The 24,030-nt window shown below is 67.2% G+C and carries 22 protein-coding genes; 16 read left to right on the plus strand and 6 right to left on the minus strand.

What is annotated here, in order from left to right:
* The first annotated feature begins 4 nt into the window (after positions 1-4).
* The 3 genes from hutC to PSEWESI4_RS08010 all read left to right on the plus strand — a co-directional run bounded on the left by hutC (position 5) and on the right by PSEWESI4_RS08010 (position 1,866).
* A complete protein-coding gene (gene hutC, locus PSEWESI4_RS08000) occupies positions 5-751 on the plus strand; it encodes a histidine utilization repressor (RefSeq protein WP_187670669.1) in 747 nt (248 codons plus the stop codon).
* A complete protein-coding gene (locus tag PSEWESI4_RS08005) occupies positions 748-1,335 on the plus strand; it encodes a HutD/Ves family protein (protein WP_187670670.1) in 588 nt (195 codons plus the stop codon). The genes hutC and PSEWESI4_RS08005 overlap by 4 nt, the downstream gene beginning before the upstream one ends.
* Positions 1,336-1,416: 81 nt before the next feature.
* On the plus strand, positions 1,417-1,866 hold the full coding sequence (locus PSEWESI4_RS08010; RefSeq protein ID WP_187670671.1) for a c-type cytochrome: 450 nt from the start codon (positions 1,417-1,419) through the stop codon (positions 1,864-1,866).
* 494 nt (positions 1,867-2,360) lie between these two features.
* On the opposite strand, the gene PSEWESI4_RS08015 is transcribed toward PSEWESI4_RS08010, so the two are convergent.
* Positions 2,361-2,753: a DUF1090 domain-containing protein gene (locus PSEWESI4_RS08015; protein WP_187670672.1), complete on the minus strand. Its 393-nt coding sequence runs from the start codon at positions 2,751-2,753 to the stop codon at positions 2,361-2,363.
* Between the two features lie 74 nt (positions 2,754-2,827).
* Positions 2,828-3,172 carry a winged helix-turn-helix transcriptional regulator gene (locus tag PSEWESI4_RS08020; protein ID WP_187670673.1) on the minus strand — a complete coding sequence of 115 codons (345 nt, stop codon included), beginning with the start codon at positions 3,170-3,172 and terminating at the stop codon, positions 2,828-2,830.
* A 133-nt stretch (positions 3,173-3,305) separates the two neighbouring features.
* Here PSEWESI4_RS08020 and PSEWESI4_RS08025 point away from each other — a divergent pair, with 133 nt between their 5' ends.
* Positions 3,306-3,545 carry a thioredoxin family protein gene (locus tag PSEWESI4_RS08025; protein ID WP_187670674.1) on the plus strand — a complete coding sequence of 80 codons (240 nt, stop codon included), beginning with the start codon at positions 3,306-3,308 and terminating at the stop codon, positions 3,543-3,545.
* A 115-nt stretch (positions 3,546-3,660) separates the two neighbouring features.
* Here the strand turns inward: PSEWESI4_RS08025 and metK are convergent, their stop codons facing one another.
* Positions 3,661-4,851 carry a methionine adenosyltransferase gene (gene metK / locus PSEWESI4_RS08030; protein ID WP_187670675.1) on the minus strand — a complete coding sequence of 397 codons (1,191 nt, stop codon included), beginning with the start codon at positions 4,849-4,851 and terminating at the stop codon, positions 3,661-3,663.
* 16 nt (positions 4,852-4,867) lie between these two features.
* A complete protein-coding gene (locus PSEWESI4_RS08035; RefSeq protein ID WP_187670676.1) occupies positions 4,868-5,881 on the minus strand; it encodes an ArsR/SmtB family transcription factor in 1,014 nt (337 codons plus the stop codon).
* A 266-nt stretch (positions 5,882-6,147) separates the two neighbouring features.
* Here PSEWESI4_RS08035 and tkt point away from each other — a divergent pair, with 266 nt between their 5' ends.
* The 6 genes from tkt (at position 6,148) to PSEWESI4_RS08065 (ending at position 12,868) form a co-directional block, all read left to right on the plus strand.
* Positions 6,148-8,148, plus strand: coding sequence for a transketolase (gene tkt, locus PSEWESI4_RS08040; RefSeq protein ID WP_187670677.1), 2,001 nt, complete (start codon positions 6,148-6,150; stop codon positions 8,146-8,148).
* 111 nt (positions 8,149-8,259) lie between these two features.
* On the plus strand, positions 8,260-9,333 hold the full coding sequence (epd, locus tag PSEWESI4_RS08045; protein ID WP_187670678.1) for an erythrose-4-phosphate dehydrogenase: 1,074 nt from the start codon (positions 8,260-8,262) through the stop codon (positions 9,331-9,333).
* A 4-nt stretch (positions 9,334-9,337) separates the two neighbouring features.
* The gene (locus PSEWESI4_RS08050; RefSeq protein WP_187670679.1) at positions 9,338-10,501 is read left to right on the plus strand and encodes a phosphoglycerate kinase; all 1,164 of its coding nucleotides are present in this window, start codon (positions 9,338-9,340) and stop codon (positions 10,499-10,501) included.
* Positions 10,502-10,539: 38 nt separating this feature from the next.
* Positions 10,540-10,869, plus strand: a complete 330-nt coding sequence (locus tag PSEWESI4_RS08055) for an MliC family protein (RefSeq protein WP_187670680.1) — start codon at positions 10,540-10,542, stop codon at positions 10,867-10,869.
* A 157-nt stretch (positions 10,870-11,026) separates the two neighbouring features.
* Positions 11,027-12,091: a class II fructose-bisphosphate aldolase gene (fba, locus tag PSEWESI4_RS08060; RefSeq protein ID WP_187670681.1), complete on the plus strand. Its 1,065-nt coding sequence runs from the start codon at positions 11,027-11,029 to the stop codon at positions 12,089-12,091.
* A 282-nt stretch (positions 12,092-12,373) separates the two neighbouring features.
* Positions 12,374-12,868, plus strand: coding sequence for a M48 metallopeptidase family protein (locus PSEWESI4_RS08065; RefSeq protein ID WP_187670682.1), 495 nt, complete (start codon positions 12,374-12,376; stop codon positions 12,866-12,868).
* A gap of 7 nt (positions 12,869-12,875) precedes the next feature.
* Here PSEWESI4_RS08065 and PSEWESI4_RS08070 read toward each other — a convergent pair whose 3' ends face one another.
* On the minus strand, positions 12,876-13,358 hold the full coding sequence (locus PSEWESI4_RS08070; RefSeq protein ID WP_187670683.1) for a GreA/GreB family elongation factor: 483 nt from the start codon (positions 13,356-13,358) through the stop codon (positions 12,876-12,878).
* A 368-nt stretch (positions 13,359-13,726) separates the two neighbouring features.
* On the opposite strand from PSEWESI4_RS08070, the gene PSEWESI4_RS08075 reads away from it, so the two are divergent.
* Positions 13,727-15,118 (plus strand): amino acid permease, encoded by a 1,392-nt coding sequence (locus tag PSEWESI4_RS08075; RefSeq protein ID WP_187670684.1) that lies wholly within the window; start codon positions 13,727-13,729, stop codon positions 15,116-15,118.
* A 257-nt stretch (positions 15,119-15,375) separates the two neighbouring features.
* On the opposite strand, the gene yccS is transcribed toward PSEWESI4_RS08075, so the two are convergent.
* A complete protein-coding gene (gene yccS / locus PSEWESI4_RS08080; RefSeq protein WP_187670685.1) occupies positions 15,376-17,547 on the minus strand; it encodes a YccS family putative transporter in 2,172 nt (723 codons plus the stop codon).
* 309 nt (positions 17,548-17,856) lie between these two features.
* Here yccS and PSEWESI4_RS08085 point away from each other — a divergent pair, with 309 nt between their 5' ends.
* From PSEWESI4_RS08085 to PSEWESI4_RS08105, 5 genes are all read left to right on the plus strand, one after another.
* Positions 17,857-19,266, plus strand: a complete 1,410-nt coding sequence (locus PSEWESI4_RS08085) for a DUF2252 domain-containing protein (protein ID WP_187670686.1) — start codon at positions 17,857-17,859, stop codon at positions 19,264-19,266.
* Positions 19,267-19,560: 294 nt separating this feature from the next.
* Positions 19,561-20,952: an NfeD family protein gene (locus PSEWESI4_RS08090; protein ID WP_187670687.1), complete on the plus strand. Its 1,392-nt coding sequence runs from the start codon at positions 19,561-19,563 to the stop codon at positions 20,950-20,952.
* Between the two features lie 48 nt (positions 20,953-21,000).
* A complete protein-coding gene (locus PSEWESI4_RS08095) occupies positions 21,001-21,756 on the plus strand; it encodes a slipin family protein (RefSeq protein WP_187670688.1) in 756 nt (251 codons plus the stop codon).
* Between the two features lie 208 nt (positions 21,757-21,964).
* Positions 21,965-23,086 carry an alanine dehydrogenase gene (gene ald, locus PSEWESI4_RS08100; protein WP_187670689.1) on the plus strand — a complete coding sequence of 374 codons (1,122 nt, stop codon included), beginning with the start codon at positions 21,965-21,967 and terminating at the stop codon, positions 23,084-23,086.
* A 208-nt stretch (positions 23,087-23,294) separates the two neighbouring features.
* Positions 23,295-23,933 carry a dioxygenase family protein gene (locus PSEWESI4_RS08105; protein ID WP_187670690.1) on the plus strand — a complete coding sequence of 213 codons (639 nt, stop codon included), beginning with the start codon at positions 23,295-23,297 and terminating at the stop codon, positions 23,931-23,933.
* Positions 23,934-24,030: the final 97 nt, after the last annotated feature.

Here is a 24,030-nt window from a genome sequence, read left to right on the forward strand (position 1 = left end):
CCAGATGCCGAAACCACAACCCATGCCATTGGCCGCGCAGCTCGGGGACGTGCCCGCGCCCCTGTACGCGCGGGTCAAGCAGATGATCACCCAGCAGATTCTCAACGGCACCTGGCCGCCGCATCACCGCGTCCCGTCGGAGAGCGAGCTGGTCAGCGAGCTGGGTTTCAGCCGCATGACCATCAACCGCGCCCTGCGCGAGCTGACCGCCGAGGGGTTGCTGGTGCGCATGCAGGGGGTGGGCACCTTCGTCGCCGAACCCAAGGGCCAGACGGCGCTGTTCGAAGTGCACAACATCGCCGACGAGATCGCCAGCCGGGGCCACACCCACCGCGCCGAGGTGATCGTCCTCGAAGAGGTCAGGGCGACCCCCGAGCAGGCCATGGCCCTGGACCTGCGCGAAGGCCAGCGGCTGTTCCATTCGCAACTGGTGCACTTCGAGAGCGGCGTTCCGGTGCAGATCGAGGAGCGCTACGTCAACCCGGCCGTGGCGCCCGACTACCTGGGGCAGGACTTCACCCGCATCACCCCCAACGCCTACCTGATGGCGCTGGCGCCGATGACCGAGGGCGAGCACGTGGTCGAGGCGGTGCTCGGCACCCCCGCCGAATGCAAGCTGCTGAAGATCGACCGCGGCGAGCCCTGCCTGATGATCCGCCGCCGCACCTGGGCGGGACGCGTCGCGGTGGCCAGCACGCGGCTGCTCTACCCGGGTTCGCGTTACCGACTGGAGGGACGATTCCACTCATGATGCATCTGCTACGTGCCGCCGATTACCCACGCATGCCGTGGAAGAATGGCGCCGGCACCACCCTGGAAATCACCCGCGACGCCGGCGAAGGCCTGGACGGCTTCGGCTGGCGTCTGTCGATCGCCGATGTCGGCGAGTCCGGCGGTTTTTCCGCCTTCACCGGCTACCAGCGGATCATCACCGTGCTGGAAGGCGCCGGCATGCGCCTGACGGTGGACGGCGTGGAGTCCCGCGAACTGCGCGCCCTCGACCCGTTCGCCTTCTCTGGCGACAGCGCCGTGGATTGCCGTCTGCTGGATGGCGCGATCCGCGATTTCAACCTGATCTACTCGCCCAGCCGCTACCGTGCGCGGCTGCACTGGCTGCGGGTGGACGGCGCGCAACGGCTGTTCGGCTCGGCATCGACCTGGCTGCTGTTCAGCGCCGGCGACGGTTTGCGCGTCAGCCTGGAAGGCCGCGACTGCGGCACGCTGGGGCGCTACGACTGCCTGCACGTCGAGCGCGAGGCGGGGTTGGCCGAGCTGTGCCTGGCGGCCGATGGCGCGGTGGATTGCTGCCTGATCGAGCTGGCGCCTGCGAGTTGACCTGCGGCAACGTACCGCGTTTGGCATTCCGGGGCAGGGCGGGGATACTGTCGCCCGCCGTTTAGCCCGAACCCTGATGCAATGACCGTGAAGACCCTCGCCATCGCCCTGCTGGCCAGCCTGCTGCTGACCGGCTGCGGGCAGATCGACCCGAATTCACCGCTCGGCCAGCGCAAGGCGTTGTTCAAGCAGATGCTGAAGACCAGCGAAGACCTGGGTGGCATGCTGCGCGGGCGACTGGCCTTCGACGAGCAGCGCTTCGCCGAAGGCGCCGTCAGGCTGGACCAGTTGTCGCGCCAGCCCTGGCAGCACTTCCCGCAGGTCGAGAAGGACGACAGGAGCAACGCCAGGGACGAAGTGTGGCAGCGCCAGGAGCGCTTCCAGGAACTGGTTGACGAGATGGAAAGCAGCACCGCCGCGCTGGTCGAGGCAACCACCCGCCCACCGCTGGAGCCGGCCCGACTGGGCGCGCCGATGCAGCGTGTGGAGGATGCCTGCGAGGCTTGTCACAAGGAGTTTCGGGCTTTCTAGGTTGTGGTGGACTGGCTTGGGCTGTGGAAGGGGAATCAGGTCCGCTCCCTCACCCCAGCCCTGGCTGCGCGCCCCGCTCCCGAGGGAGAGGGGGCTTGTCCGGCGAACGCCGAAAGTCCGAGTCAGAACATAGCCCGGATGAAATCCGGGTGGCGGAATGGTCGGCATCTCGGGTCAGGGTTGGGTCGCAGAGACTTCCAGCAACGCAGACTGCTCCCTCTCCCATTCATGGGAGAGGGAGCGTGGTTTCGTGATCAGCCAAGGCTCCGCCCCTCACCCTAACCCTCTCCCGGAGGGAGAGGGGACTAGACCGAGTGGGAGGAAACCACTCGGAGCTACGGTCAGGCACGGACGAACTCCCTCTCCCCTCGGGAGAGGGCTGGGGTGAGGGGCTGAGTGTCTTCCCCCACTAATGCTGTCCCCAGCGCACGCCGCACACGCCAACCCAATCCCAACACGAAAACCCCCGGCAAACTCCTACCGGCCAACCAGCCTCACCGCTCCAACTCCGCCTCAGCCTTCCGCAATTCCTCCCGCGCCTCGGCCAGTTTGTTCCGGCGTTTCTCGATCTTTTGCAGGTCGTCGCCATCGTCCATCTCTTCGCGCAGTTCGGCCTCGCGTTCGCTGACCTTGTGGCGGGCCTCGCGCACCTTTTCCTCGCGGGCCTTGCGCAGGGAGCCGTCGTCGCAGTGTTCTTCGACCTCGCGCAGGGCCTTTTCCAGGCCGGCCTGGCGGTGGTGGTTGCTGTGGGCGCGGGCTTCTTCGAGCTTCGTCAGGATGTCCTCGCGCTTGGCCGCACAGCCGGTGCTTTCCCCGGCGGACGAGGCCAGCGGCAGGGCGGCGCAGGTGGCGAGCAGGAAGGCGGGCAACAGATGACGCGCAAGCATGCGGTATTCCTCGGGTAGCCAATGTATAGGGTTTGCATTATCGACCATCGTGGCACGGACGCTGTTGATACAGGTCAGGAGCGCCCGGCTCTTCCGGTCTGGTCGAGATGGCGGATTCGGCCGATCAGCTCGACCAGTTCGCGGCCGAACGGGGTCAGCAGGTATTCGGTGCGCGGCGGCGACTCGGCGTAGCGGATCTGTTCCAGCAGGCCATAGTGGGTCAGCTTGCGCAGGCGCTCGTTGAGCACCTTGGTGGAGAGGCCGGGGATGTGTTTCTGCAAGGCGCCGGGGCGGTTGATGCCGTCCCCGGCGGCGACCAGCACGCTGACCGACCATTTGCAGCCGATCACTTCTTCGAGGCAGCGATAGACCTTCGCGTCGTCCAACGGCGGGGAAACTTTTTTTGCCTGAGTTTTCATCGATTCTCACCAGAAAGTGCGTGACTCACCGATTCGTACCCGCTTTGCAGGCGGGAGCGCGGGGCATAGGTTGACCTTAGCGCAGCACCGCCGAAGCGGCCGCGCGCAATCGCCAACGGCTTGGAGAAGACCCATGAAAAGCACAGCTCTGTTCTATCACGCGGGTTGCCCGGTGTGCGTCGACGCCGAGCGGCAGGTGGCCCAGGCCCTCGACCCGGCGCGCTTCCAGGTGGAGATCGTGCACCTGGGCGAGGCGCCGGCGCGGGTCGCCGAGGCGGAAAGCGCCGGGGTGCAGTCGGTGCCGGCGCTGGTGATCGACGGCAACGTCTACCACATCAACTTCGGTGCGCCGTTGTCGGCGTTGAAGGGATAAGGCGCAGCGACGGATGGATGTTTCCGATCACCGGTGAGCGGTGCGCACGGCGCGCCCGGCGGCAATGAAAAACGCCGCCCGCCGGGAAGGCGGGCGGCGTTCTTCCAAGGCCGGATCAGAGACCGGCGGCGTCGCGCAGGGCGGCGGCCTTGTCGGTGCGCTCCCAGGTGAAGGTGGTGAAGGTGTCGCCGTTCACCGTGATTTCCTGCGGGATGCGTCCGAAGTGGCCGTAGGCCGCGGTGGCGCGGTACATCGGGTGGAGCAGGTCGAGCATCTTGGTGATCGCGTACGGGCGCAGGTCGAAGTGCTCGCGGACCAGTTGGATGATCTTGCTGTCGGCGATCTTGCCGGTGCCGAAGGTGTTCAGCGAGATGGAGGTCGGCTGGGCCACGCCGATGGCGTAGGACACCTGGATCTCGCAGCGCTCGGCGAGGCCGGCGGCGACGATGTTCTTGGCCACGTAGCGGCCGGCGTAGGCGGCCGAGCGGTCGACCTTGGACGGGTCCTTGCCGGAGAACGCGCCGCCGCCGTGGCGGGCCATGCCGCCGTAGGAGTCGACGATGATCTTGCGCCCGGTCAGGCCGCAGTCGCCCACCGGGCCGCCGATGATGAACTGGCCGGTCGGGTTGATGTGGAACTGGGTGTCCTTGTGCAGCAGTTCGGCGGGGATCACGTGCTTGACGATCAGCTCCATCACCGCTTCGCGCAGGTCTTCGTACTTGACGTCCGGGTTGTGCTGGGTGGACAGCACCACGGCGTCGATGCCGACCACGCGGCCGCCTTCGTAGCGGCAGGTGACCTGCGACTTGGCGTCCGGGCGCAGCCACGGCAGCAGGCCGGACTTGCGCGCCTCGGCCTGGCGCTCGACCAGGCGGTGGGAGAAGCAGATCGGCGCTGGCATCAGCACGTCGGTCTCGTTGCTGGCGTAGCCGAACATCAGGCCCTGGTCGCCGGCGCCCTGGTCTTCCGGCTTGGAGCGGTCGACGCCCTGGGCGATGTCCACCGACTGCTTGCCGATGATGTTGATGATGCCGCAGGTGGCGCCGTCGAAACCGACGTCGGAGCTGTCGTAGCCGATGTCGACGATCACGTCGCGGACCAGTTGTTCGAGGTCGACCCAGGCGCTGGTGGTCACTTCGCCGGCGACGATGGCCACACCGGTCTTCACCAGGGTTTCGCAGGCCACGCGGGCGTGCTTGTCCTGGGTGATGATGGCGTCGAGCACCGCATCGGAGATCTGGTCGGCGATCTTGTCCGGATGACCTTCGGACACGGACTCGGAAGTAAACAGGGAGTAGTCGCTCATCTATCGGTTCCTATCTTTACCGGTGGTGAGTGATGAGGCCCGTGGGCCTTGTGTAATCCGGCTTGGCAAAGTGCCGCACTTGAATCTGAAAACCGTTCTTCAAGCCGATGTACAGGCTTTCACCGGTGACCAGCCCGGCGTTTTCGGCCCACTGGGCCAGGTCGTCCTGGTCGAACCCCAGCCAGAGGTCGCCACAGGTCTCGCGCGCCCAGCCCTGGTCGTGGCTGCACAGCTCGGTGACCAGCAGGCTGCCGCCGTCCTTCACCAGCCGCGCCAGTCGGCCGAGCGCTTCGGCCGGGTCGGCGAAATGGTGCAGGACCATGTTCAGCACCACGCAATCCGCCGACGCCGGTTCGTCATTCAAGGCATCGGCGAGTTTCAATTCGACGTTGCCCAGGTGTTCCTCGTCGCAGCGCGCCCGCGCGAGCTCCAGCATCGCCGGGCTGTTGTCCAGCGCCGTCACCCGGCTGAAGCGCCGCGCCAGCTCGGGCAGGAAACCGCCGTCGCCGGGGCCGACCTCCAGCGCCGTGGCGCCGGGTTCGAAGCCCAGCGCGTCGAGCAGTGCCAGCACGCTGTCGCGGTATTGCGGCAGGCCAGCGATCAGGTCCTGCTGGGCCTGCAGCTTTTCCGTCGCCCGGGCGAAGAAGTCGCGGCTGGCGGCGGCGCGCTGGGCGTGCACGGCGGCGATGCGCTGGCGCACCTCGGCCGGCAGTTCGAGCTCGTCGACCTCATCGAGCAACGCCGCGTGCAGCGTGCCACCGAGCAGCTCGCCCTGGGCCAGGGCGCGCCGGTAGAAGATCGCGTTGCCCTCGCGGCGCGTGGCCACCAGGCCGGCCTGGGCCAGCACCTTGAGGTGATGGCTCATGCCCGACTGGCCGATGGCGAAGATCTGTGCCAGCTCCAGCACGCCGAACGAATCGTTGGCCAGCGCGCGCAGCACGTTCAGGCGCAGCGGGTCGCCGCCGGCCTTGCACAGGGCGGCCAGCTCGTCGCACGGCTCGTAACGGACTTGGGGAACGCGCAGGCTCATAAGGCGCGCAGTCTAGTCGGTCATTTTTCATACAGCAATAGCTGTATCAAAAGTTTTTGATATTGGGGCTGTCTATTGGATTCCCGCGTTCGCGGGAACCCAGAAAAAGGAACCCGGAAAACGAACAAGGCGCTTGCCCGCCGTCGAACCGTCATTGCCCCAATCCACCGGCTAGGCGAAAATAGCCGCCTTTTTCGCGCAAGACCCCGGCCACCGTGAGCGCCGGGTGCTTGCCAGCCGTGACTACAGCCCGCAGGAGATCAGTAATGCCCAGCCGTCGTGAGCGTGCCAACGCCATCCGCGCCCTCAGCATGGATGCCGTGCAGAAAGCCAACAGCGGCCACCCCGGCGCCCCGATGGGCATGGCCGACATCGCCGAAGTGCTGTGGCGCGACTACCTCAAGCACAACCCGGGCAACCCGGCCTTCGCCGATCGCGACCGCTTCGTGCTGTCCAACGGCCACGGTTCGATGCTGGTCTACTCGCTGCTGCACCTCACCGGCTACGACGTCACCGTCGACGACCTGAAGAACTTCCGCCAACTGCACAGCCGCACCCCGGGCCACCCGGAATACGGCTACACCGCCGGCGTCGAGACCACCACCGGGCCGCTCGGCCAGGGCATCGCCAACGCCGTCGGCTTCGCCATCGCCGAGAAGACCCTGGCCGCGCAGTTCAACCGCGAAGGCCACACCATCGTCGACCACCACACCTACGTGTTCCTCGGCGACGGCTGCATGATGGAAGGCATCTCCCATGAAGTCTGCGCGCTGGCCGGCACCCTCGGCCTCGGCAAGCTGATCGCCTTCTACGACGACAACGGCATCTCCATCGACGGCGAGGTGCACGGCTGGTTCACCGACGACACGCCGAAGCGCTTCGAAGCCTACGGCTGGCAGGTGATCCGCAACGTCGACGGCCACGACGCCGACGAGATCAAGATCGCCATCGACACCGCGCGCAAGTCCGTCGACCAGCCGACCCTGATCTGCTGCAAGACCACCATCGGCTTCGGTTCGCCGAACAAGGCCGGCAAGGAGGAGTGCCACGGCGCGCCGCTGGGCGCCGAGGAAATCGCCCTGACCCGCGCCGCGCTGGGCTGGAACCACGCTCCGTTCGAAGTGCCGGCGGACATCTACGCCGAGTGGGACGCCAAGGAAGCCGGCGCCGCCCGCGAAGCCGAGTGGAACCAGCGCTTCGCCGCCTACCAGGCCGCCTATCCCGAGCTGGCCGCCGAGTTCCTGCGCCGCCTGAAGGGCGAACTGCCGGCCGACTTCTCCGCCAAGGCCGCCGCCTACGTGCAGGAAGTCGCCGACAAGGGCGAGACCATCGCCAGCCGCAAGGCCAGCCAGAACGCGCTGAACGCCTTCGGCCCGCTGCTGCCGGAGTTCCTCGGCGGTTCCGCCGACCTGGCCGGCTCCAACCTGACCCTGTGGAAGGGCTGCAAGGCCGTTTCCGACGAGGACGCCTCGGGCAACTACCTGCACTACGGCGTGCGCGAGTTCGGCATGAGCGCGATCATGAACGGCATCGCCCTGCATGGCGGCTTCATCCCCTACGGCGCGACCTTCCTGGTGTTCATGGAATACGCCTGCAACGCCGTGCGCATGGCCGCGCTGATGAAGCAGCGCGTGCTGTTCGTCTACACCCACGACTCCATCGGCCTCGGCGAGGACGGCCCGACCCACCAGCCGATCGAGCAACTGGCCAGCCTGCGCTGCACGCCGAACCTCAACACCTGGCGCCCCTGCGACGCGGTGGAGTCGGCAGTGGCCTGGAAATCCGCCATCGAGCGCACCGACGGTCCCAGCGCGTTGGTGTTCAGCCGCCAGAACCTGCCGCACCAGCCGCGCGACGCCGCGCAGATCGACGCCATCGCCCGTGGCGGCTACGTGCTCAAGGACAGCGTCGGCGAGCCGGAACTGATCCTCATCGCCACCGGCTCGGAAGTCGGCCTGGCGGTCGCCGCCGCCGACAAGCTGAGCGAGCAGGGCCGCCAGGTCCGCGTGGTGTCCATGCCGTCCACCAACCTGTTCGACCAGCAGGACGCCGCCTACAAGCAGAGCGTGCTGCCGGTGGAAGTCGGCGCGCGCATCGCCATCGAGGCCGCCCACACCGACTTCTGGTACAAGTACGTCGGCCTCGAAGGCCGCGTCATCGGCATGACCAGCTTCGGCGAATCCGCCCCGGCGGCGGCGCTGTTCGAGCACTTCGGCTTTACCGTCGAAAACGTGCTCTCGGTCGCCGACGAACTCCTCGAAGACTGAAAGACGCTGGAGGCTGGAGGCTGGAGGCTGGACGACAGGCGGCGCCGAGCTGCTGTTTCGTCCAGCCTCCAGCCTCCAGCCTTCGAGCGGCTTGCACACAGGCAAGCTCAGATGCAGCAGATTCCGCTCTTTCGCGTCGCCCTCAACGGCTACGGCCGCATCGGCCGCTGCGTGCTGCGCGCGCTCTACGAGCGTGGCGCGGATGCCGGTTTCGAGGTGGTGGCGCTCAACGACCTGGCCGACCTGGCCAGCCTCGAATACCTGACCCGCTTCGACTCCACCCACGGCCGTTTCCCTGGCGAGGTGCGCGTCGAGGGCGACGACCTGCGCATCAACGGCGACCGCCTGCGGGTGCTGCGCGAGGCGACGCCGGAAGCCGTCGACTGGGCCGGCCTCGGCATCGACCTGGTGCTGGAGTGCTCCGGCGCCTACCACACCCGCGCCGACGGCGAGCGCTTCCTGGCCGCCGGGGCGCCGCGCGTGCTGTTCTCCCAGCCGATGGCCAGCGAGGCGGACATCGACGCCACCGTGGTCTTCGGGGTCAACCAGCGTTGCTTGAGCGGCGCCGAGAGGCTGGTTTCCAACGCGTCCTGCACCACCAACTGCGGGGTGCCGCTGCTCAAGCTGCTCAACGAGGCGGTCGGCCTGGAGTACGTGTCGATCACTACCATCCACTCGGCGATGAACGACCAGCCGGTGATCGACGCCTACCACCACGAGGATCTGCGCCGCACCCGCTCGGCCTTCCAGTCGGTGATCCCGGTGTCCACCGGTCTGGCCCGTGGCATCGAACGCCTGTTGCCGGAACTTGCCGGGCGAATCCAGGCCAAAGCCGTACGTGTGCCGACGGTCAACGTCTCGGCGCTCGACATCACCCTGCAGACCGCCCGCGACACCAGCGCGGCGGAGATCAACCGGGTGCTGCGCGACGCCGCCGAACAGGGCCCGCTCAAGGGCCTGCTGGCCTATACCGAGCTGCCCCATGCCAGTTGCGATTTCAACCACGACCCGCATTCGGCGATCGTCGACGGCAGCCAGACCCGTGTTTCCGGCCCCCGGCTGGTCAACCTGCTGGCCTGGTTCGACAACGAATGGGGTTTCGCCAATCGCATGCTCGACGTCGCCGATCACTATCTGCGCGTCGCTGCCCAATCCACCGTTCCACCAGCCCCCGTGAAGGACTGATGCCATGACCGTTCTGAAGATGACCGACCTCGACCTCCAGGGTAAGCGCGTGCTGATCCGCGAAGACCTCAACGTGCCGGTGAAGGACGGCCAGGTGAAGAGCGACGCGCGCATCGTCGCCTCCCTGCCGACCATCAAGCTGGCGCTGGAGAAGGGCGCGGCGGTCATGGTCTGCTCGCACCTGGGTCGCCCGACCGAGGGCGAGTTCAGCGAAGAAAACAGCCTCAAGCCGGTCGCCGGCTACCTGAGCAAGGCGCTCGGCCGCGAAGTGCCGCTGGTCGCCGACTACCTGGGCGGGGTGGACGTGCAGCCCGGCCAGGTGGTGCTGTTCGAGAACGTGCGCTTCAACAAGGGCGAGAAGAAGAACGCCGACGAGTTGGCGCAGCAATACGCCGCGCTGTGCGACGTGTTCGTGATGGACGCCTTCGGCACCGCCCACCGCGCCGAGGGCTCGACCCACGGCGTGGCCAGGTTCGCCAAGGTCGCCGCGGCCGGCCCGCTGCTGGCCGCCGAGCTGGACGCGCTGGGCAAGGCGCTGGGCAACCCGCAGCGGCCGATGGCGGCCATCGTCGCCGGCTCCAAGGTGTCCACCAAGCTCGACGTGCTGAACAGCCTCAGCCAGATCTGCGACCAGTTGATCGTCGGCGGCGGCATCGCCAACACCTTCCTCGCCGCCGCCGGCTACAAGGTCGGCAAGTCGCTGTACGAGGCTGACCTGGTGGACACCGCCAAGGCCATCGCCGCCAAGGTCAGCGTGCCGCTGCCAGTGGACGTGGTGGTCGCCAAGGAATTCGCCGAGACTGCCGAGGCGACCGTCAAGGCCATCGCCGACGTCGCCGACGACGACATGATCCTCGACATCGGTCCGCAGACCGCCGCGCACTTCGCCGAATTGCTCAAGTCCAGCAAGACCATCCTCTGGAACGGCCCGGTCGGCGTGTTCGAGTTCGACCAGTTCGGCAACGGCACCAAGGCCCTGGCCCTGGCCATCGCCGAGAGCCCGGCGTTCTCCATCGCCGGTGGCGGCGACACCCTGGCGGCCATCGACAAGTACGGCGTCGGCTCGCGGATTTCCTACATTTCCACCGGTGGCGGCGCTTTCCTCGAGTTCGTCGAGGGCAAGGTGCTGCCGGCCGTCGAGGTGCTGGAGCAGCGCGCCGAGGCGTGATGCCTGTAGACCGGCCATCGGACCGGAAAGGAGATGCAATGAAAGCGTGGATTGGTTTGATCGCCCTGCTGATGCTCGGCGCCTGTTCCAGCAGCTCGGTGCCGCCGGAGGAAACGGAGGGCGGCTGGACCCGCTGGGTCTGCGACAGCAAGGCCGAAGTGCTCTGGCGCTTCGCCGACGACAGCCGTGACGTCGTCGACCTGCGCCTTGGCGGCAGCGACATGGTCCACCGGCTGCACCAGGGCCCGGCGGGCTCGGGTGCTTTCTACAGCGACAACGTCATCGCCTTCCACACCAAGGGCGAGGAAGGCCTGGTCTACTGGGTGAACAACGACGACCTGATCGGCCGCGGCTGTCAGGCGCCTTGACAGCAGCTACAAGCTGCAAGGCCGCAAGCTGTAAGTAAAAGCTCTTTCTTGCCGCTTGTAGCTTGCCGCTTGCCGCTGCGTTTAATGCTTGAACCCCGCCTGCCCCTGGGGCAGGCTTTGCACGATTAACGACCCCCAAATCGGGAGACAGGAAACCATGGCACTCATCAGCATGCGCCAGATGCTGGATCACGCCGCCGAATTCGGCTACGGCGTGCCAGCCTTCAACGTCAACAACCTGGAACAGATGCGCGCCATCATGGAAGCCGCCGACAAGACCGATTCGCCGGTCATCGTCCAGGCCTCCGCCGGTGCCCGCAAATACGCCGGCGCGCCCTTCCTGCGCCACCTGATCCTCGCCGCCATCGAAGAATTCCCGCACATCCCGGTGTGCATGCACCAGGACCACGGCACCAGCCCGGACGTCTGCCAGCGCTCGATCCAGCTCGGCTTCAGCTCGGTGATGATGGACGGCTCGCTGCGCGAGGACGGCAAGACCCCGGCCGACTACGAATACAACGTGCGCGTCACCCAGCAGACCGTCGCCTTCGCCCACGCCTGCGGCGTGTCCGTGGAAGGTGAACTGGGCTGCCTGGGCAGCCTGGAAACCGGCCAGGCCGGCGAGGAAGACGGTGTCGGCGCCGAGGGCATCCTCGACCACAGCCAGATGCTGACCGATCCGGAAGAGGCCGCCGACTTCGTCAAGAAGACCCAGGTCGACGCCCTGGCCATCGCCATCGGCACCAGCCACGGCGCCTACAAGTTCACCAAGCCGCCGACCGGCGACATCCTCGCCATCGACCGCATCAAGGAAATCCACAAGCGCATCCCCAACACCCACCTGGTGATGCACGGCTCCAGCTCGGTGCCGCAGGATTGGCTGGCGATCATCAACGAGTACGGTGGCGACATCAAGGAAACCTACGGCGTGCCGGTCGAGGAGATCGTCGAAGGCATCAAGTACGGCGTGCGCAAGGTGAACATCGACACCGACCTGCGCCTGGCCTCCACCGGCGCCATCCGCCGCTTCCTGGCGCAGAACCCGAGCGAGTTCGACCCGCGCAAGTACTTCGCCAAGACCATCGAAGCCATGCGCGACATCTGCATCGCCCGCTACGAAGCCTTCGGCACCGCCGGCAACGCCTCCAAGATCAAGCCGATCTCCCTGGAGGGCATGTTCCAGCGCTACGCCAAGGGCGAGCTGGCCGCGAAGGTCAACTGATCCTCGCAGCGTGACCCGGAGCCCCGCATCGCGGGGCTCTTTCGTTTTTCAGGTGGGTTGGAGGCATGGTGCGTCCGGTATCGGGGGATGTGTGGGTTTGCGGTCCGCCCCTGATCCTCCGCGGCCCGCCCAGCCCTCTCCCGGAGGGAGAGGGGGCTATCCGGTGCTCCCCTCTCCCTCCGGGAGAGGGGCTGGGGGTGAGGGGCGGTATTATCAGTCACTCTCGTAGCGAGTTAGAACGGTCGCGCAGCACATCCACCACTGGGCGCCGGAGAATCTGTCATGACCCCACTCAAATACCTCCAAGCCTACCCACCCCAATTGCAGGACCAGGTTCGCCGCCTGATCGACGGGAACCGCCTGGGCGAGTACCTGGAAAAGCGCTACCCCGGCCGTCACCAGATACAGAGCGACAAGGCGCTGTACACCTACGTCGCGGCGCTCAAGCAGGAGCACCTGCGCAACGCGCCGGGCATCGACAAGGTGCTCTACGACAACCGCCTGGACCTCACCCACCGGGCCCTCGGCCTGCACACCGCGGTGTCCCGCGTGCAGGGCGGCAGGCTCAAGGCCAAGAAGGAAATCCGCGTCGCCGCGCTGTTCAAGGAGGCCGCGCCGGAGTTCCTGCGGATGATCGTCGTCCACGAGCTGGCGCACCTGAAGGAGGCCGAGCACAACAAGGCCTTCTACCAGCTCTGCGAATACATGCTGCCGGACTACCACCAACTGGAGTTCGACCTGCGTATCTACCTGACCTGGCGGGAACTGGCGGACTGAATCCCGCTCACTCGACCCGCAGGATCTCCAGGCTGCGCGCCTGCCGGCCGCTGCCGATGCTCACCTCGTCGCCTTCACCCTTGCCCAGCAGGCCCTGTCCCAGCGGCGCGCGGGGGCTGATCACCCGCACTTCCGAGTCGCCCAGGCGGACCTTGAGGCCGGCGCCGTCCGGGCCGAGGAAGAACTGCTGCTCGACGCCCTGGTCGTCTACCAGCACCACCCAGGCGCCGAGCTGGATGCCCTGCCGCGCATCGAACGGCCGCAGCGGCAGATTGCGATAGGCGGCGAGCGCCTGGCGGATTTCCTCCACGCGGCGGGATTGCCCGGCGGCCAGGTAGGCGGCCTCCAGGCCAAGGGTGTCGTACTTGTTCTCGGCGATGTTCTCTTCGTGGGTCGCCGCCTCATGGGCGCTCTGCGCCGCGCGCACGGCCAGGGCGAGATCGTTCTGCAGGGTGGCGATGATCAGGTCGAGGAGTTCGGCTTTACGCATGGCGGTGGCGGTGGCGCGTGGCGATGGCGGAAGGAGCGGTGATTGTAGCCGTTGCGACGATGCAGGCGGCGAACCGGGGGAACCGCCTTTGCGGACGGCCGTACCAATCAAACGTGCCCTGTAATGGGGCGTTTCGACGGCAGCTTTTCCTGCTCGATGAGAATGTCACAGGATATTTCCCCGTTTTGACCGTGCATGTCGCGTGCTTGGTTGCCTGTCCGCCGGCCCCTCTTTAAAACGCCCGGTCACTCAGGAAGCCCCTGAACAACCCTTTGCTGGACGCCGCTCGATCAGCGGCCGACAGCGCAACGCCGCCCGGGTCATCCACCCGGACCGGCTTCGGCCTTTACAAAAATAAAAGGTTATCCATGTCCCAGAAAGATGAACTCCAGCGTGGGCTGGGCGAACGCCATATTCGTCTCATGGCCCTCGGCGCCTGCATCGGCGTCGGTCTGTTCCTCGGTTCCGCCAAGGCCATCCAGATGGCCGGTCCGGCGATCATGCTCTCCTACATCCTCGGCGGCCTGGCGATCCTGGTGATCATGCGCGCCCTCGGCGAGATGGCCGTGCACAACCCGGTGGCCGGCTCCTTCAGCCACTACGCGAAAGAATATCTCGGCCCGCTGGCGGGCTTCCTCACCGGCTGGAACTACTGGTTCCTGTGGCTGGTGACCTGCGTGGCGGAAATCACCGCCGTGGCCATCTACATGCAGATCTGGTTTCCCGACGTGCCGCGCTGGATCTGGGCGCTGGCCGCGCTGGCGAGCATGGGCGCGATCAACCTGGCCACGGTCAAGGCGTTCGGCGAGTTCGAGTTCTGGTTCGCGCTGATCAAGATCGTCACCATCATCGCGATGATCCTCGCCGGCGCCGGGATGATCGTCTTCGGCTTCGGCAACGACGGTATCGCCACCGGCATCGCCAACCTGTGGAGCCACGGCGGCTTCATGCCCAACGGCATCCAGGGCGTGCTGATGTCGCTGTCGATGGTGATGTTCGCCTACCTCGGCGTGGAGATGATCGGCCTCACCGCCGGCGAAGCGAAGAACCCGCAGAAGAGCATCCCCGGCGCGATCAGCTCGGTGTTCTGGCGCATCCTGCTGTTCTACGTCGGCGCGCTGTTCGTGATCATGTCGATCTACCCGTGGAGCGAGATCGGCACCCAGGGCAGCCCGTTCGTGATGACCTTCGAGCGCCTCGGCATCAAGACCGCCGCCGGCATCATCAACTTCGTGGTGATCACCGCCGCGCTGTCCTCCTGCAACGGCGGCATCTTCAGCACCGGGCGCATGCTCTACAGCCTGGCGAAGGACGGCCAGGCGCCGAAGACCTTCGCCCACACCTCGAAGAACGGCGTGCCGCGCAACGCGCTGCTGCTGTCCATCGGTGCCCTGCTGTTCGGCGTGGCGCTGAACTACCTGGCGCCGGAGAAGGTGTTCGTCTGGGTCACCTCCATCGCCACCTTCGGCGCGATCTGGACCTGGGGCATGATCCTCCTCGCCCAGCTCAAGTTCCGCCGCAGCCTGTCCGCCGCCGAAGTCGGCAAGCTGCAGTACCGCATGTGGCTGTACCCGGTGAGCAACTACCTGGCGCTGGCCTTCCTGGCCATGGTGGTGGTGCTGATGGCATTCTTCGAGGACACCCGCATCGCCCTGTTCATCGGCCCGGCCTTCCTGATCCTGCTGGTGGTGCTGTACCGCACCCTCAAGCTGGGCGAGAAGGTTCGCGAGGAAAGTGCCGTGGGTGATGCGGCCTATTGATCGCTCGCTGTGTGGATGAATGAGAAGCCCCGCCTTTGTGCGGGGCTTTTTGTTTTTTGGTTCGAGGTGGTTGGAAAGGCTGTGCCAGATCGAGGCACAGCCCCTCACCCTAGACCTCTCCCAGGGGGAGAGGGGACTGTTCGGAGTTGCGGATATGTACGTGCTTGAACCTATCCCCGGACAAGCTCCCTCTCCCTCCGGGAGAGGGTTGGGCGGGCCGCGTAGGATGAGGGGGGACTTGATCCCAGCACCACGCCTCACCCCCGCTTCTGCACATGCGCCACCAGACTGCGCAACGGCGCCAGTTGGCGGCAGATCAGCGCCAGTTCGGTCTGCACCAGGCGATGACCATCATCCAGTTCGCCGGGAATCTGTTCCAGTTGCTTGGCCAGGGCTTCTTCTTCGTCGGACTGCACCGCCACCGGCTGGCCGCTGGTCAGGTTCGCCGCCAGTTCGTCGAGGGTCGTCGCCAGGCGTTCGGCGGCGTTGTCGAGCAGGCTGTCGCTGGCGTCCTCGGGAAGCGTCTCGCGGTGCGCGCCGAGGGCCGACAGGTAGCTGAGCAGGGTGTGCGAGAGGACCAGGAAGCGGAAGCCGGTTTCCGCGTCCTTCCGGAAGTGGCCGGGCTCCAGCAGCATGTTGCCGAGGGTGGTGGACAGCGCCGCATCGGCGTTGTGGGCGTTGCGCCGGGCCAGGCGGTAGGCGAGGTCGTCGCGCTTGCCGGTTTCGTACTGGCGCATGATCTCGCGCAGGTAGCGGGCATTGCAGCTCAGGGTGTTGGCCAGCACCGCGTCGAGCCGGCGGCCCTGCCAGTCGGGGAGGATGAGGAACACCGCCAGGGCGGCGATCAGGCTGCCGATCAGGGTATCGACCAGGCGCGGCACGAGCAGGCCGTAGCCGTCGCCGACCTGGTTGAAGCAGAACAGCACCAGCAGGGTGATCGCCGCGGTGGCCAGGGTGTAGCGGGTGGCGCGGGTGGCGAAGAACACCACCCCGGCGACCACCGCGAACAGCGATTGCAGCAGCGGGTCGGGGAACAGGTCGAACAGCGCCCAGCCGACGGCGAGGCCGAGCAGGGTGCCGCCGATCCGCTGGACCAGCTTGATCCGCGTGGCGCCGTAGTTGGGCTGGCAGACGAATACCGTGGTGAGCAGGATCCAGTAGCCCTGCTCGGGGTGTATCCAGTGCAGCACGCCGTAGCCGGCGACCAGCGCCACGGCCATGCGCAGGGCGTGGCGGAACAGCAGCGAGGTCGGCGTCAGTTGCAGGCGGATGCGCTCGATGGCGTCCCTGAAGCTGCGCGGCGAGCGGTCGAACAGGCTGGCGTCCTGTTCCTCGGCCAGCGTGTCGGGGTTGTCGGCGCCGGCGAGATGGCGTTCCAGGGTGGAGAGGTTGCCGGTCAGCGCACGCAGGGCGCGCAGCAGGTCGCGCCAGGCCGGGTTGTCCTGCGCGTGCAGGTAGTCCAGCGAGGCTTGCAGGTCGGCCATCGCCTGGGCGCTTTCGGCGCCGTACTCGAACGGCTGGCGGAGCTGGATCGCCTCGCCGAGGTCGCGGCAGGCGCGCGCCTGGAGGGTGAGCAGGCGCTGGCAGCGGTACATCACGTCGCTGTGGAAGAACGCCTCGGTCAGGGCGTTGTAGGGATAGTGCGAGGAACTGGCGCGCTCGTGGATGTCCTGGGCCATGAAGTACAGCTTCAGGTAGCGGTTCACCTGGGTGCCGGGCCGGGACTTGCCGATGCGGTTCAGCAGGGTTTCCTTGGCGACGTTGAGCGCCGACACCAGCTTGCCGTTCTGCCGCGCCACCTCCAGGCGCCGCGCCTCCATGTCGAGGCCGCGCAGGGGCTCCAGCAACTGCGCCTTGAGCTTGAGGTACAGGCCCAGCTCGCGATACACGCGGGCCAGGCTGTGCTGCACCGGCTGATGGGCGAACAGCGCGTTCCAGAGCACCGAGAGCAGGCCGTACCAGGCGGCGCCGGCGACCAGCAGCAGCGGCTCGCGCCAGACGTTCTCGAGCACGCCGTCGCGCTGGTCGACGCCGATCATGCTGTAGATCGACAGGATCAGGGTCGCCGAGGCGATCGCCGCATAACGCTCGCCGAGGGCGCCGAGCATCACCAGGCAGAAGGCGGCCAGCGCCATGCCGGTGACGAACAACCAGGGGTAGGGGAACAGCAGCTCCACCGAGAAGGCCGCCACGGCGAAGCACAGCAGGGTCGCCAGCAGCGCGTTGAGACGGCCGCGCCAACTGTCGTCGGTTTCCGCCAGGGCGCTGGCGATGATGCCGAGGAACAGCGGGATCACCAGCGCCGGCTCGTCCCGCCACCAGCCCAGCACGGTGGCCCCGGCCAGGGCGACGAACACCCGCAGGCTGTAGCTGAACTTGTCCTGGGCCCAGAGGCGACGCAGGGAGTGGCGGAGGTCACGGGTACGCATGGGCCTGCCTTGGCGGGAAATGACGAGGGCGATTATCGCTTGTGGTTGATTCAAGCAAAAAGTGTGCGGAGGGGGACCGGTGCGGGAGGCGAGGGTTGTTTTTCTGGGTCCCCGCTAACGAGGACCCCGTAGGAGCGCGCCATGCGCGCGAATCGCGAGCAGAGCTCGCTCCTACAGGCTGGCACCGAACCTCTGTAGGAGAGAGTCCTGCCCGCGAAAAGCCCGATGCTCGATAACACCGACCAGCCCCACACGATGCACGAACAGCTTCTAAGCTCGAAACAGGCATCGTCACTGGGGAGGGATCGCATGCTCACGCTCAAGGAGCGCCGCAAGCGCGGCAAGGCGGCGCGTGACAAGTGTCCGCGCAATATCCACGCCCATCCCGGCAATATCGACCGCGACCCGCTGCCGCTGATCGAGGCGTCCAGCACCGGCCGGGTGCGTTCGCTGGTGACGCTGCGCCACGGCCGCATGCTCGCCTCGCCGTTCGCCTTCTACCGTGGCAGCGCGCTGTTGCAGGCCCACGACCTGGCCGGCACGCCGAACATGGGCCTGGTCGCGCCGATCTGCGGCGATGCCCACCTGATGAACTTCGGCGGCTTCGCCACCCCGGAGCGCAACCTGCAATTCAGCGTCAACGACTTCGACGAGACCCACCCCGGCCCCTGGGAGTGGGACCTCAAGCGCCTGGTGGCGAGCTTCATGATCGCCGCCCAGGACCTGCGCCACAGCCCGGAGGACGCCGAGCGCTTCTGCCGCGAGGTGGTCGCCACCTACCAGAAGAACATGAGCGACTACGCCGAGCAGGGCGCGCTGGATGTCTGGTACGACAGCCTGGAACTCGCCGACCTGCTGGAGACGGCGCCGACCAAGAGCAGCCTGGAGCGGGTGAAGTACACCATCGAGAAGGCCGAGCGGCGGACCCACGCCGAGCTGCTGCCGAAGATCAGCCAGCGCGACGAGGACGGCCGCCTGCACATCCGCGACGACCTGCCGGAGATCTTCCACCTGCACGAGCGGAGCACTCTGCTGGACAAGGACGACGACTGGATGGCGCTCAAGCACTGGCAGCCGTTGTACGACTGCTTCATGCGCGACTACCGGGGCACCTTGCAGGGCGACCGCCGCGAGTTGCTGTCTCGCTTCGAGGTGCAGGACCTGGTGTTCAAGGTGGTCGGCGTCGGTAGCGTCGGCACCCGCTGCCTGGTGGCGCTGCTCACCGATCATCATGAACAGCCGCTGTTCCTGCAGTTCAAGGAGGCTCGCGAGTCGGTGCTGGCCGGCTTCGTCAAGGCCAAGTCGCGGATCCGCCACCAGGGCCAGCGGGTGGTCGAGGGACAGCGCCTGATGCAGTCGGCCAGCGACCTGTTCCTCGGCTGGACCACCGGGCCCAGCGGGCGCCACTTCTACGTGCGCCAGTTGCGCGACATGAAGGTCTCCGCCGAGCTGGAAACCTTCGACGTCGAGACCTTCGCCGGCTATGCGCAGGTCTGCGGCGGCTGCCTGGCCCGCACCCACGCCAAGGCCTCGGGTTGCGCGGCGGAGATCAGCGGCTACATCGGCAAGAGCGACGCCTTCGCCGACGCCCTGGTGGACTATGCGCGGGCCTACGCCAAGCACAACGAACTCGATTTCGAGCGCTTCCAGCAGGCTTGCCGGCAGGGGCGCCTGGAGGCGCGCTCGGAGGCGGACTTCGCCGCCGATCACACGCCCTAGGCGTGCACCGTCATCCCCGCGTACGCGGAGACCCAAAGACTGGGCTCCCGCGTGCGCGGGAACGACGGAGGAACGCTTTTTGGAGAGCCCCTGGCACGGGCCGCATCCGGCGATCACACGTCTTGAAACGATTTTCGCCACGAGGCATGGCGCGGGCGCTCCACGGGCCCGCCGGGGAGTGCCATGCCCTCTGCGGTGGGGCCGGGAAAGCGCTCGGCTATCCTTGTTCATATCCGAAACCCATGCAGGGACGCAGGATGTAGCCGGGCCAACGGAATCGGCCGGGAGGGACAGATGAACAGGCATCCACTGTGGTGCGCGCTTCTCCTGCTGCTCCTCGGCGCCCTGTCGGGCGGCGCGATGGCGGCGGCGCCGGTCGCGGTGCTGACGGTGGACGGCGCGATCGGCCCGGCCAGCGCCGACTACCTGATCCGTGGCCTGGCGCGCGCGGAAGAGGAAAAGGCGCAACTGGTGGTGGTGCGCATGGACACCCCCGGCGGGCTGGACACCTCGATGCGCGACATCATCAAGGCGATCCTCGCCAGCCCGGTACCGGTCGCCACCTACGTCACCCCCGGCGGCGCGCGGGCCGCCAGCGCCGGCACCTACATCCTCTACGCCAGCCACGTGGCGGCGATGACCCCGGGCACCAACCTCGGCGCGGCCACCCCGGTGCAGATCGGCGGCATGCCGGGCTCGCCGCCGGAAAGGCCGGACACGCCCGCCAAGCCGGGCAAGCCCGACGACGCCAAAGAGGCGGAAAAGCCCGCGCCCGGTTCCGATGCGCTGACCAAGAAACAGATCAACGACGCCTCCGCCTATATCCGTGGCCTCGCCCAGTTGCGCGGACGCAACGCCGAGTGGGCCGAGCAGGCGGTGCGCGAGGCGGTCAGCCTGTCCGCCGAGGAAGCGCTGAAGCAGAAGGTGATCGACTACGTGGCCAGCGACGTGGGCGACCTGCTCAAGCAACTGGACGGCAAGACCCTGAAGACCGCGAGCGCCGCCGAAGTGAAGTTGCAGACCGTCGGCGCCGAGGTGATCGAGCACCTGCCGGACTGGCGCGCGCGCCTGCTGGCGGTGATCACCAACCCCAGCGTGGCGCTGATCCTGATGATGATCGGCGTCTACGGCCTGCTCCTGGAGTTCTCCAACCCCGGCACCGGGATCGGCGGCGTGGTCGGCGGCATCTGCCTGATCCTCGCCCTCTATGCCCTGCAACTGCTGCCGGTGAACTACGCCGGCATGGCGCTGATCCTGCTCGGCCTGCTGCTGATGGTGGGCGAGGTGTTCATGCCCAGCTTCGGCGTGCTCGGGATCGGCGGGATAGCGGCCTTCGTGGTCGGCTCGGTGATCCTGATCGACACCGAGGTGCCTGGCTTCGGTATCCCGATGGTGCTGATCGTCGGCCTGGCGCTGGCCAGCGCGCTGCTGATCTTCGGCATCCTCGGCATGGCCCTGAAGGCGCGCAGGCGCAGCGTGGTCAGCGGCGATGCCGGCCTGGTCGGCAGCCTGGTGCCGGTGCTCGCGGTGCACGAGAACGACCCGCACGGCGGCTGGGTGCAATTGCAGGGCGAGAAGTGGCAGATAGCCAGCCGGGCGCCCCTGCAACCCGGCCAGCGGGTACGCGTGGTGGCCCGTCAGGGGCTGCAACTGGATGTGGAGGCGGCGGACGACCAGGCACCGTGAACACGCCTGTCCTTTGCCGCTGAATGCTCTTTCTGAAGGAGGATGACCATGGGTTTCACACTGACGTTCGCACCGTTGCTGGTGCTCCTGGTGGTGCTGCTGGCTTCGGCCTTTCGCGTGCTGCGCGAATACGAACGCGGCGTGGTGTTCCAGCTCGGCCGCTTCTGGAAGGTCAAGGGCCCGGGGCTGGTGATCATCATCCCGGTGATCCAGCAGATGGTGCGCGTCGACCTGCGCACCGTGGTGCTCGACGTACCGCCGCAGGACGTGATCTCCCGCGACAACGTGTCGGTCAAGGTCAACGCGGTGATCTACTTCCGCGTGCTCGACCCGCAGAAGGCGATCATCCAGGTCGAGGACTTCCTCATGGCCACCAGCCAGTTGGCGCAGACCACCCTGCGCGCGGTGCTCGGCAAGCACGAGCTGGACGAGATGCTCGCCGAGCGCGAACGCCTCAACGCCGACATCCAGCAGGTGCTCGACGCGCAGACCGACGCCTGGGGCATCAAGGTGGCCAACGTGGAGATCAAGCACGTCGACATCAACGAGTCGATGGTCCGTGCCATCGCCAGGCAGGCCGAGGCCGAGCGCGAACGGCGCGCCAAGGTGATCCACGCCGAGGGCGAGTTGCAGGCATCGGAAAAACTGATGCAGGCCGCCGAGGTACTCGGCCGCCAGAGCGGCGCCATGCAACTGCGCTACATGCAGACGCTGACCGGCATCGCCGGCGACAAGAGCTCGACCATCGTCTTCCCGCTGCCGGTGGACCTGCTGCAGGGCCTGACGGAGAAGAGCAAGACATGACCGTAACCGTAGGGTGGGTTTCAGCCCACCAATCCGGCCTTCAGCTCCGCTTGGCGGGCTGAAACGGAGCGCCGCCCGGCCCACCCTACGGACTGCAAAGGCGGCGATTTTCAGGGAAATCCACCAGAACCATGGTGATCTTCAGGGAGGTTGGCTGGCAGGTCTTTCTAGACTCTTATCAGCGACACGCATCCACGGGAGGTGACCCATGCGCATCGGCGTTCCCAGGGAAATCAAGGTCCATGAATACCGGGTCGGCCTGACCCCGCAATCGGTGGCCGAGCTGAGCGGGCTCGGCCACGAGGTCTGGGTGCAGAGCCAGGCCGGCGCCGCCATCGGCTTCAGCGACGAAGACTACCTGGCCGCCGGCGCGCATATCGCCGCCGATGGCGCGGCGGTGTTCGCCGCCGCCGAGCTGATCGTCAAGGTCAAGGAACCGCTGGCCGAGGAGCGCGCGCGGCTGCGTCCCGAGCAGACCCTGTTCACCTACCTGCACTTGGCCCCGGATCGGCCGCAGACCGACGAGCTGCTGGCCAGCGGCGCCATCTGCATCGCCTACGAAACCGTCACCGATGCGCTTGGCCGCCTGCCGCTGCTGGCGCCGATGTCCGAGGTGGCCGGGCGGATGTCCATCCAGGCCGGCGCCCATTGCCTGGAAAGCGCCCAGGGCGGGCGCGGCGTGCTGCTCGGCGGGGTGCCGGGCGTGGCGCCGGGCAAGGTGGTGATCCTCGGCGGCGGGGTGGTGGGCAGCCACGCGCTGGCCATGGCGGTGGGGCTCGGGGCGGAAGTCTGCGTGCTGGACAAGAGCGTCGATGCGCTGCGTCGCCTCGACGGGCAATTCGGCAACCGCATCAGCACCCTGTATTCGACCCGCACGGCGGTGGCCGAACAAGTGCAGGCCGCCGACCTGGTGATCGGCGGCGTGCTGATCCCCGGCGCGGCCGCGCCCAAGCTGATCGGTGCCGAACTGGTGAGCCGCATGAAGCGCGGCGCGGTGCTGGTCGACGTGGCCATCGACCAGGGCGGCTGCGCCGAAACCTCGCGGCCGACGACCCATGCCGAGCCAACCTACGTGGTCGACGGCGTGGTGCACTACTGTGTGGCCAACATGCCCGGCGCGGTGGCGCGTACCTCGACCCTGGCGCTCAACAACGCCACTCTGCCGTTCGTCATCGCCCTGGCCGGCAAGGGCACCCGCCGCGCCCTGGAGGAAGACCCGCACCTGCGCAACGGCCTCAACGTCGCCCGTGGCGCACTGACCTACGCCAGCGTCGCCGAGGCCCACGGCCTGACCTACCGCCCGGCGGACGACGTGCTGACGCTTCTGTAGGGTGTGCCGTGCGCACCGTTCACCAGGGAGCTGACCCGGTGCTCCACCGGCAACACCTGTGCCGTCGCCCCATCGGTGCGCACGGCGCACCCTACAAAAGCTCGTTGGCCGGTGTGGTGGGCATCGTTTCGCGGATCGTAGGGTGAAGCCCTGCGGGGAAGACAAAGGCGACCGGGTTCCGCCATGCAAGGCCCGGAGGAGTTCCGCGATGAGCTCGATCCGCTACAGCCGCCGCCGGTTGCTCGGCGGCCTCGGTTGCGCCGCCCTGGCGCTGGCCGCGCCGACCGCCTGGGCCAACCTGCTGCCGACCCCGCGACAGAGCCTCGGCCCCTTCTATCCCAAGGACCTGCCGCTGGACAGCGACAACGACCTGCTGCGCGTCGAAGGCCATATGCAGGGCGCGCGGGGTATTCCGGTGCAGTTGCACGGGCGCATCCTCGATGCCCGTGGCGAACCCCTCGATCACGCCCTGGTGGAGATCTGGCAGGCCGACGCCAACGGCGTCTACCTGGCCCAGGGAGGCGGGCGGCGCGATGCCGGCTTCCAGGGCTACGGCGCGTTCGAGACGGCGAGCAGCGGCGAATACCTCTTCCGCACCATCCGCCCGGTGCCCTATCCGGGGCGCACCCCGCACATCCACGTGGCGGTGACCCTGCCCGGCCAGCCGCGCTTCGTCACCCAGTGCTACGTGCGTGGCGAACCCGGCAACGAGCGCGACTACCTGTTCAACGCCCTCAAGGACCCGCGCGAGCGTGAACTGCTGCTGGCCGACTTCCTGCCGGGCGACGATGGTGAACTGGTGGCGCGCTTCGACATCGTCCTGGGGCTGACGCCGGCCGATGCATGAGCTGGTGGTGATGGGTCGGCCCATCCTACGGCTTCTGGCACGTAGGGCGTGTCGTGTGCACCGGTGCACGATATTTCTGCCGGGAACCATCGGGGCT

Source organism: Zestomonas carbonaria, from assembly GCF_904061905.1.
Classification (GTDB): Bacteria; Pseudomonadota; Gammaproteobacteria; order Pseudomonadales; family Pseudomonadaceae; genus Aquipseudomonas; species Aquipseudomonas carbonaria.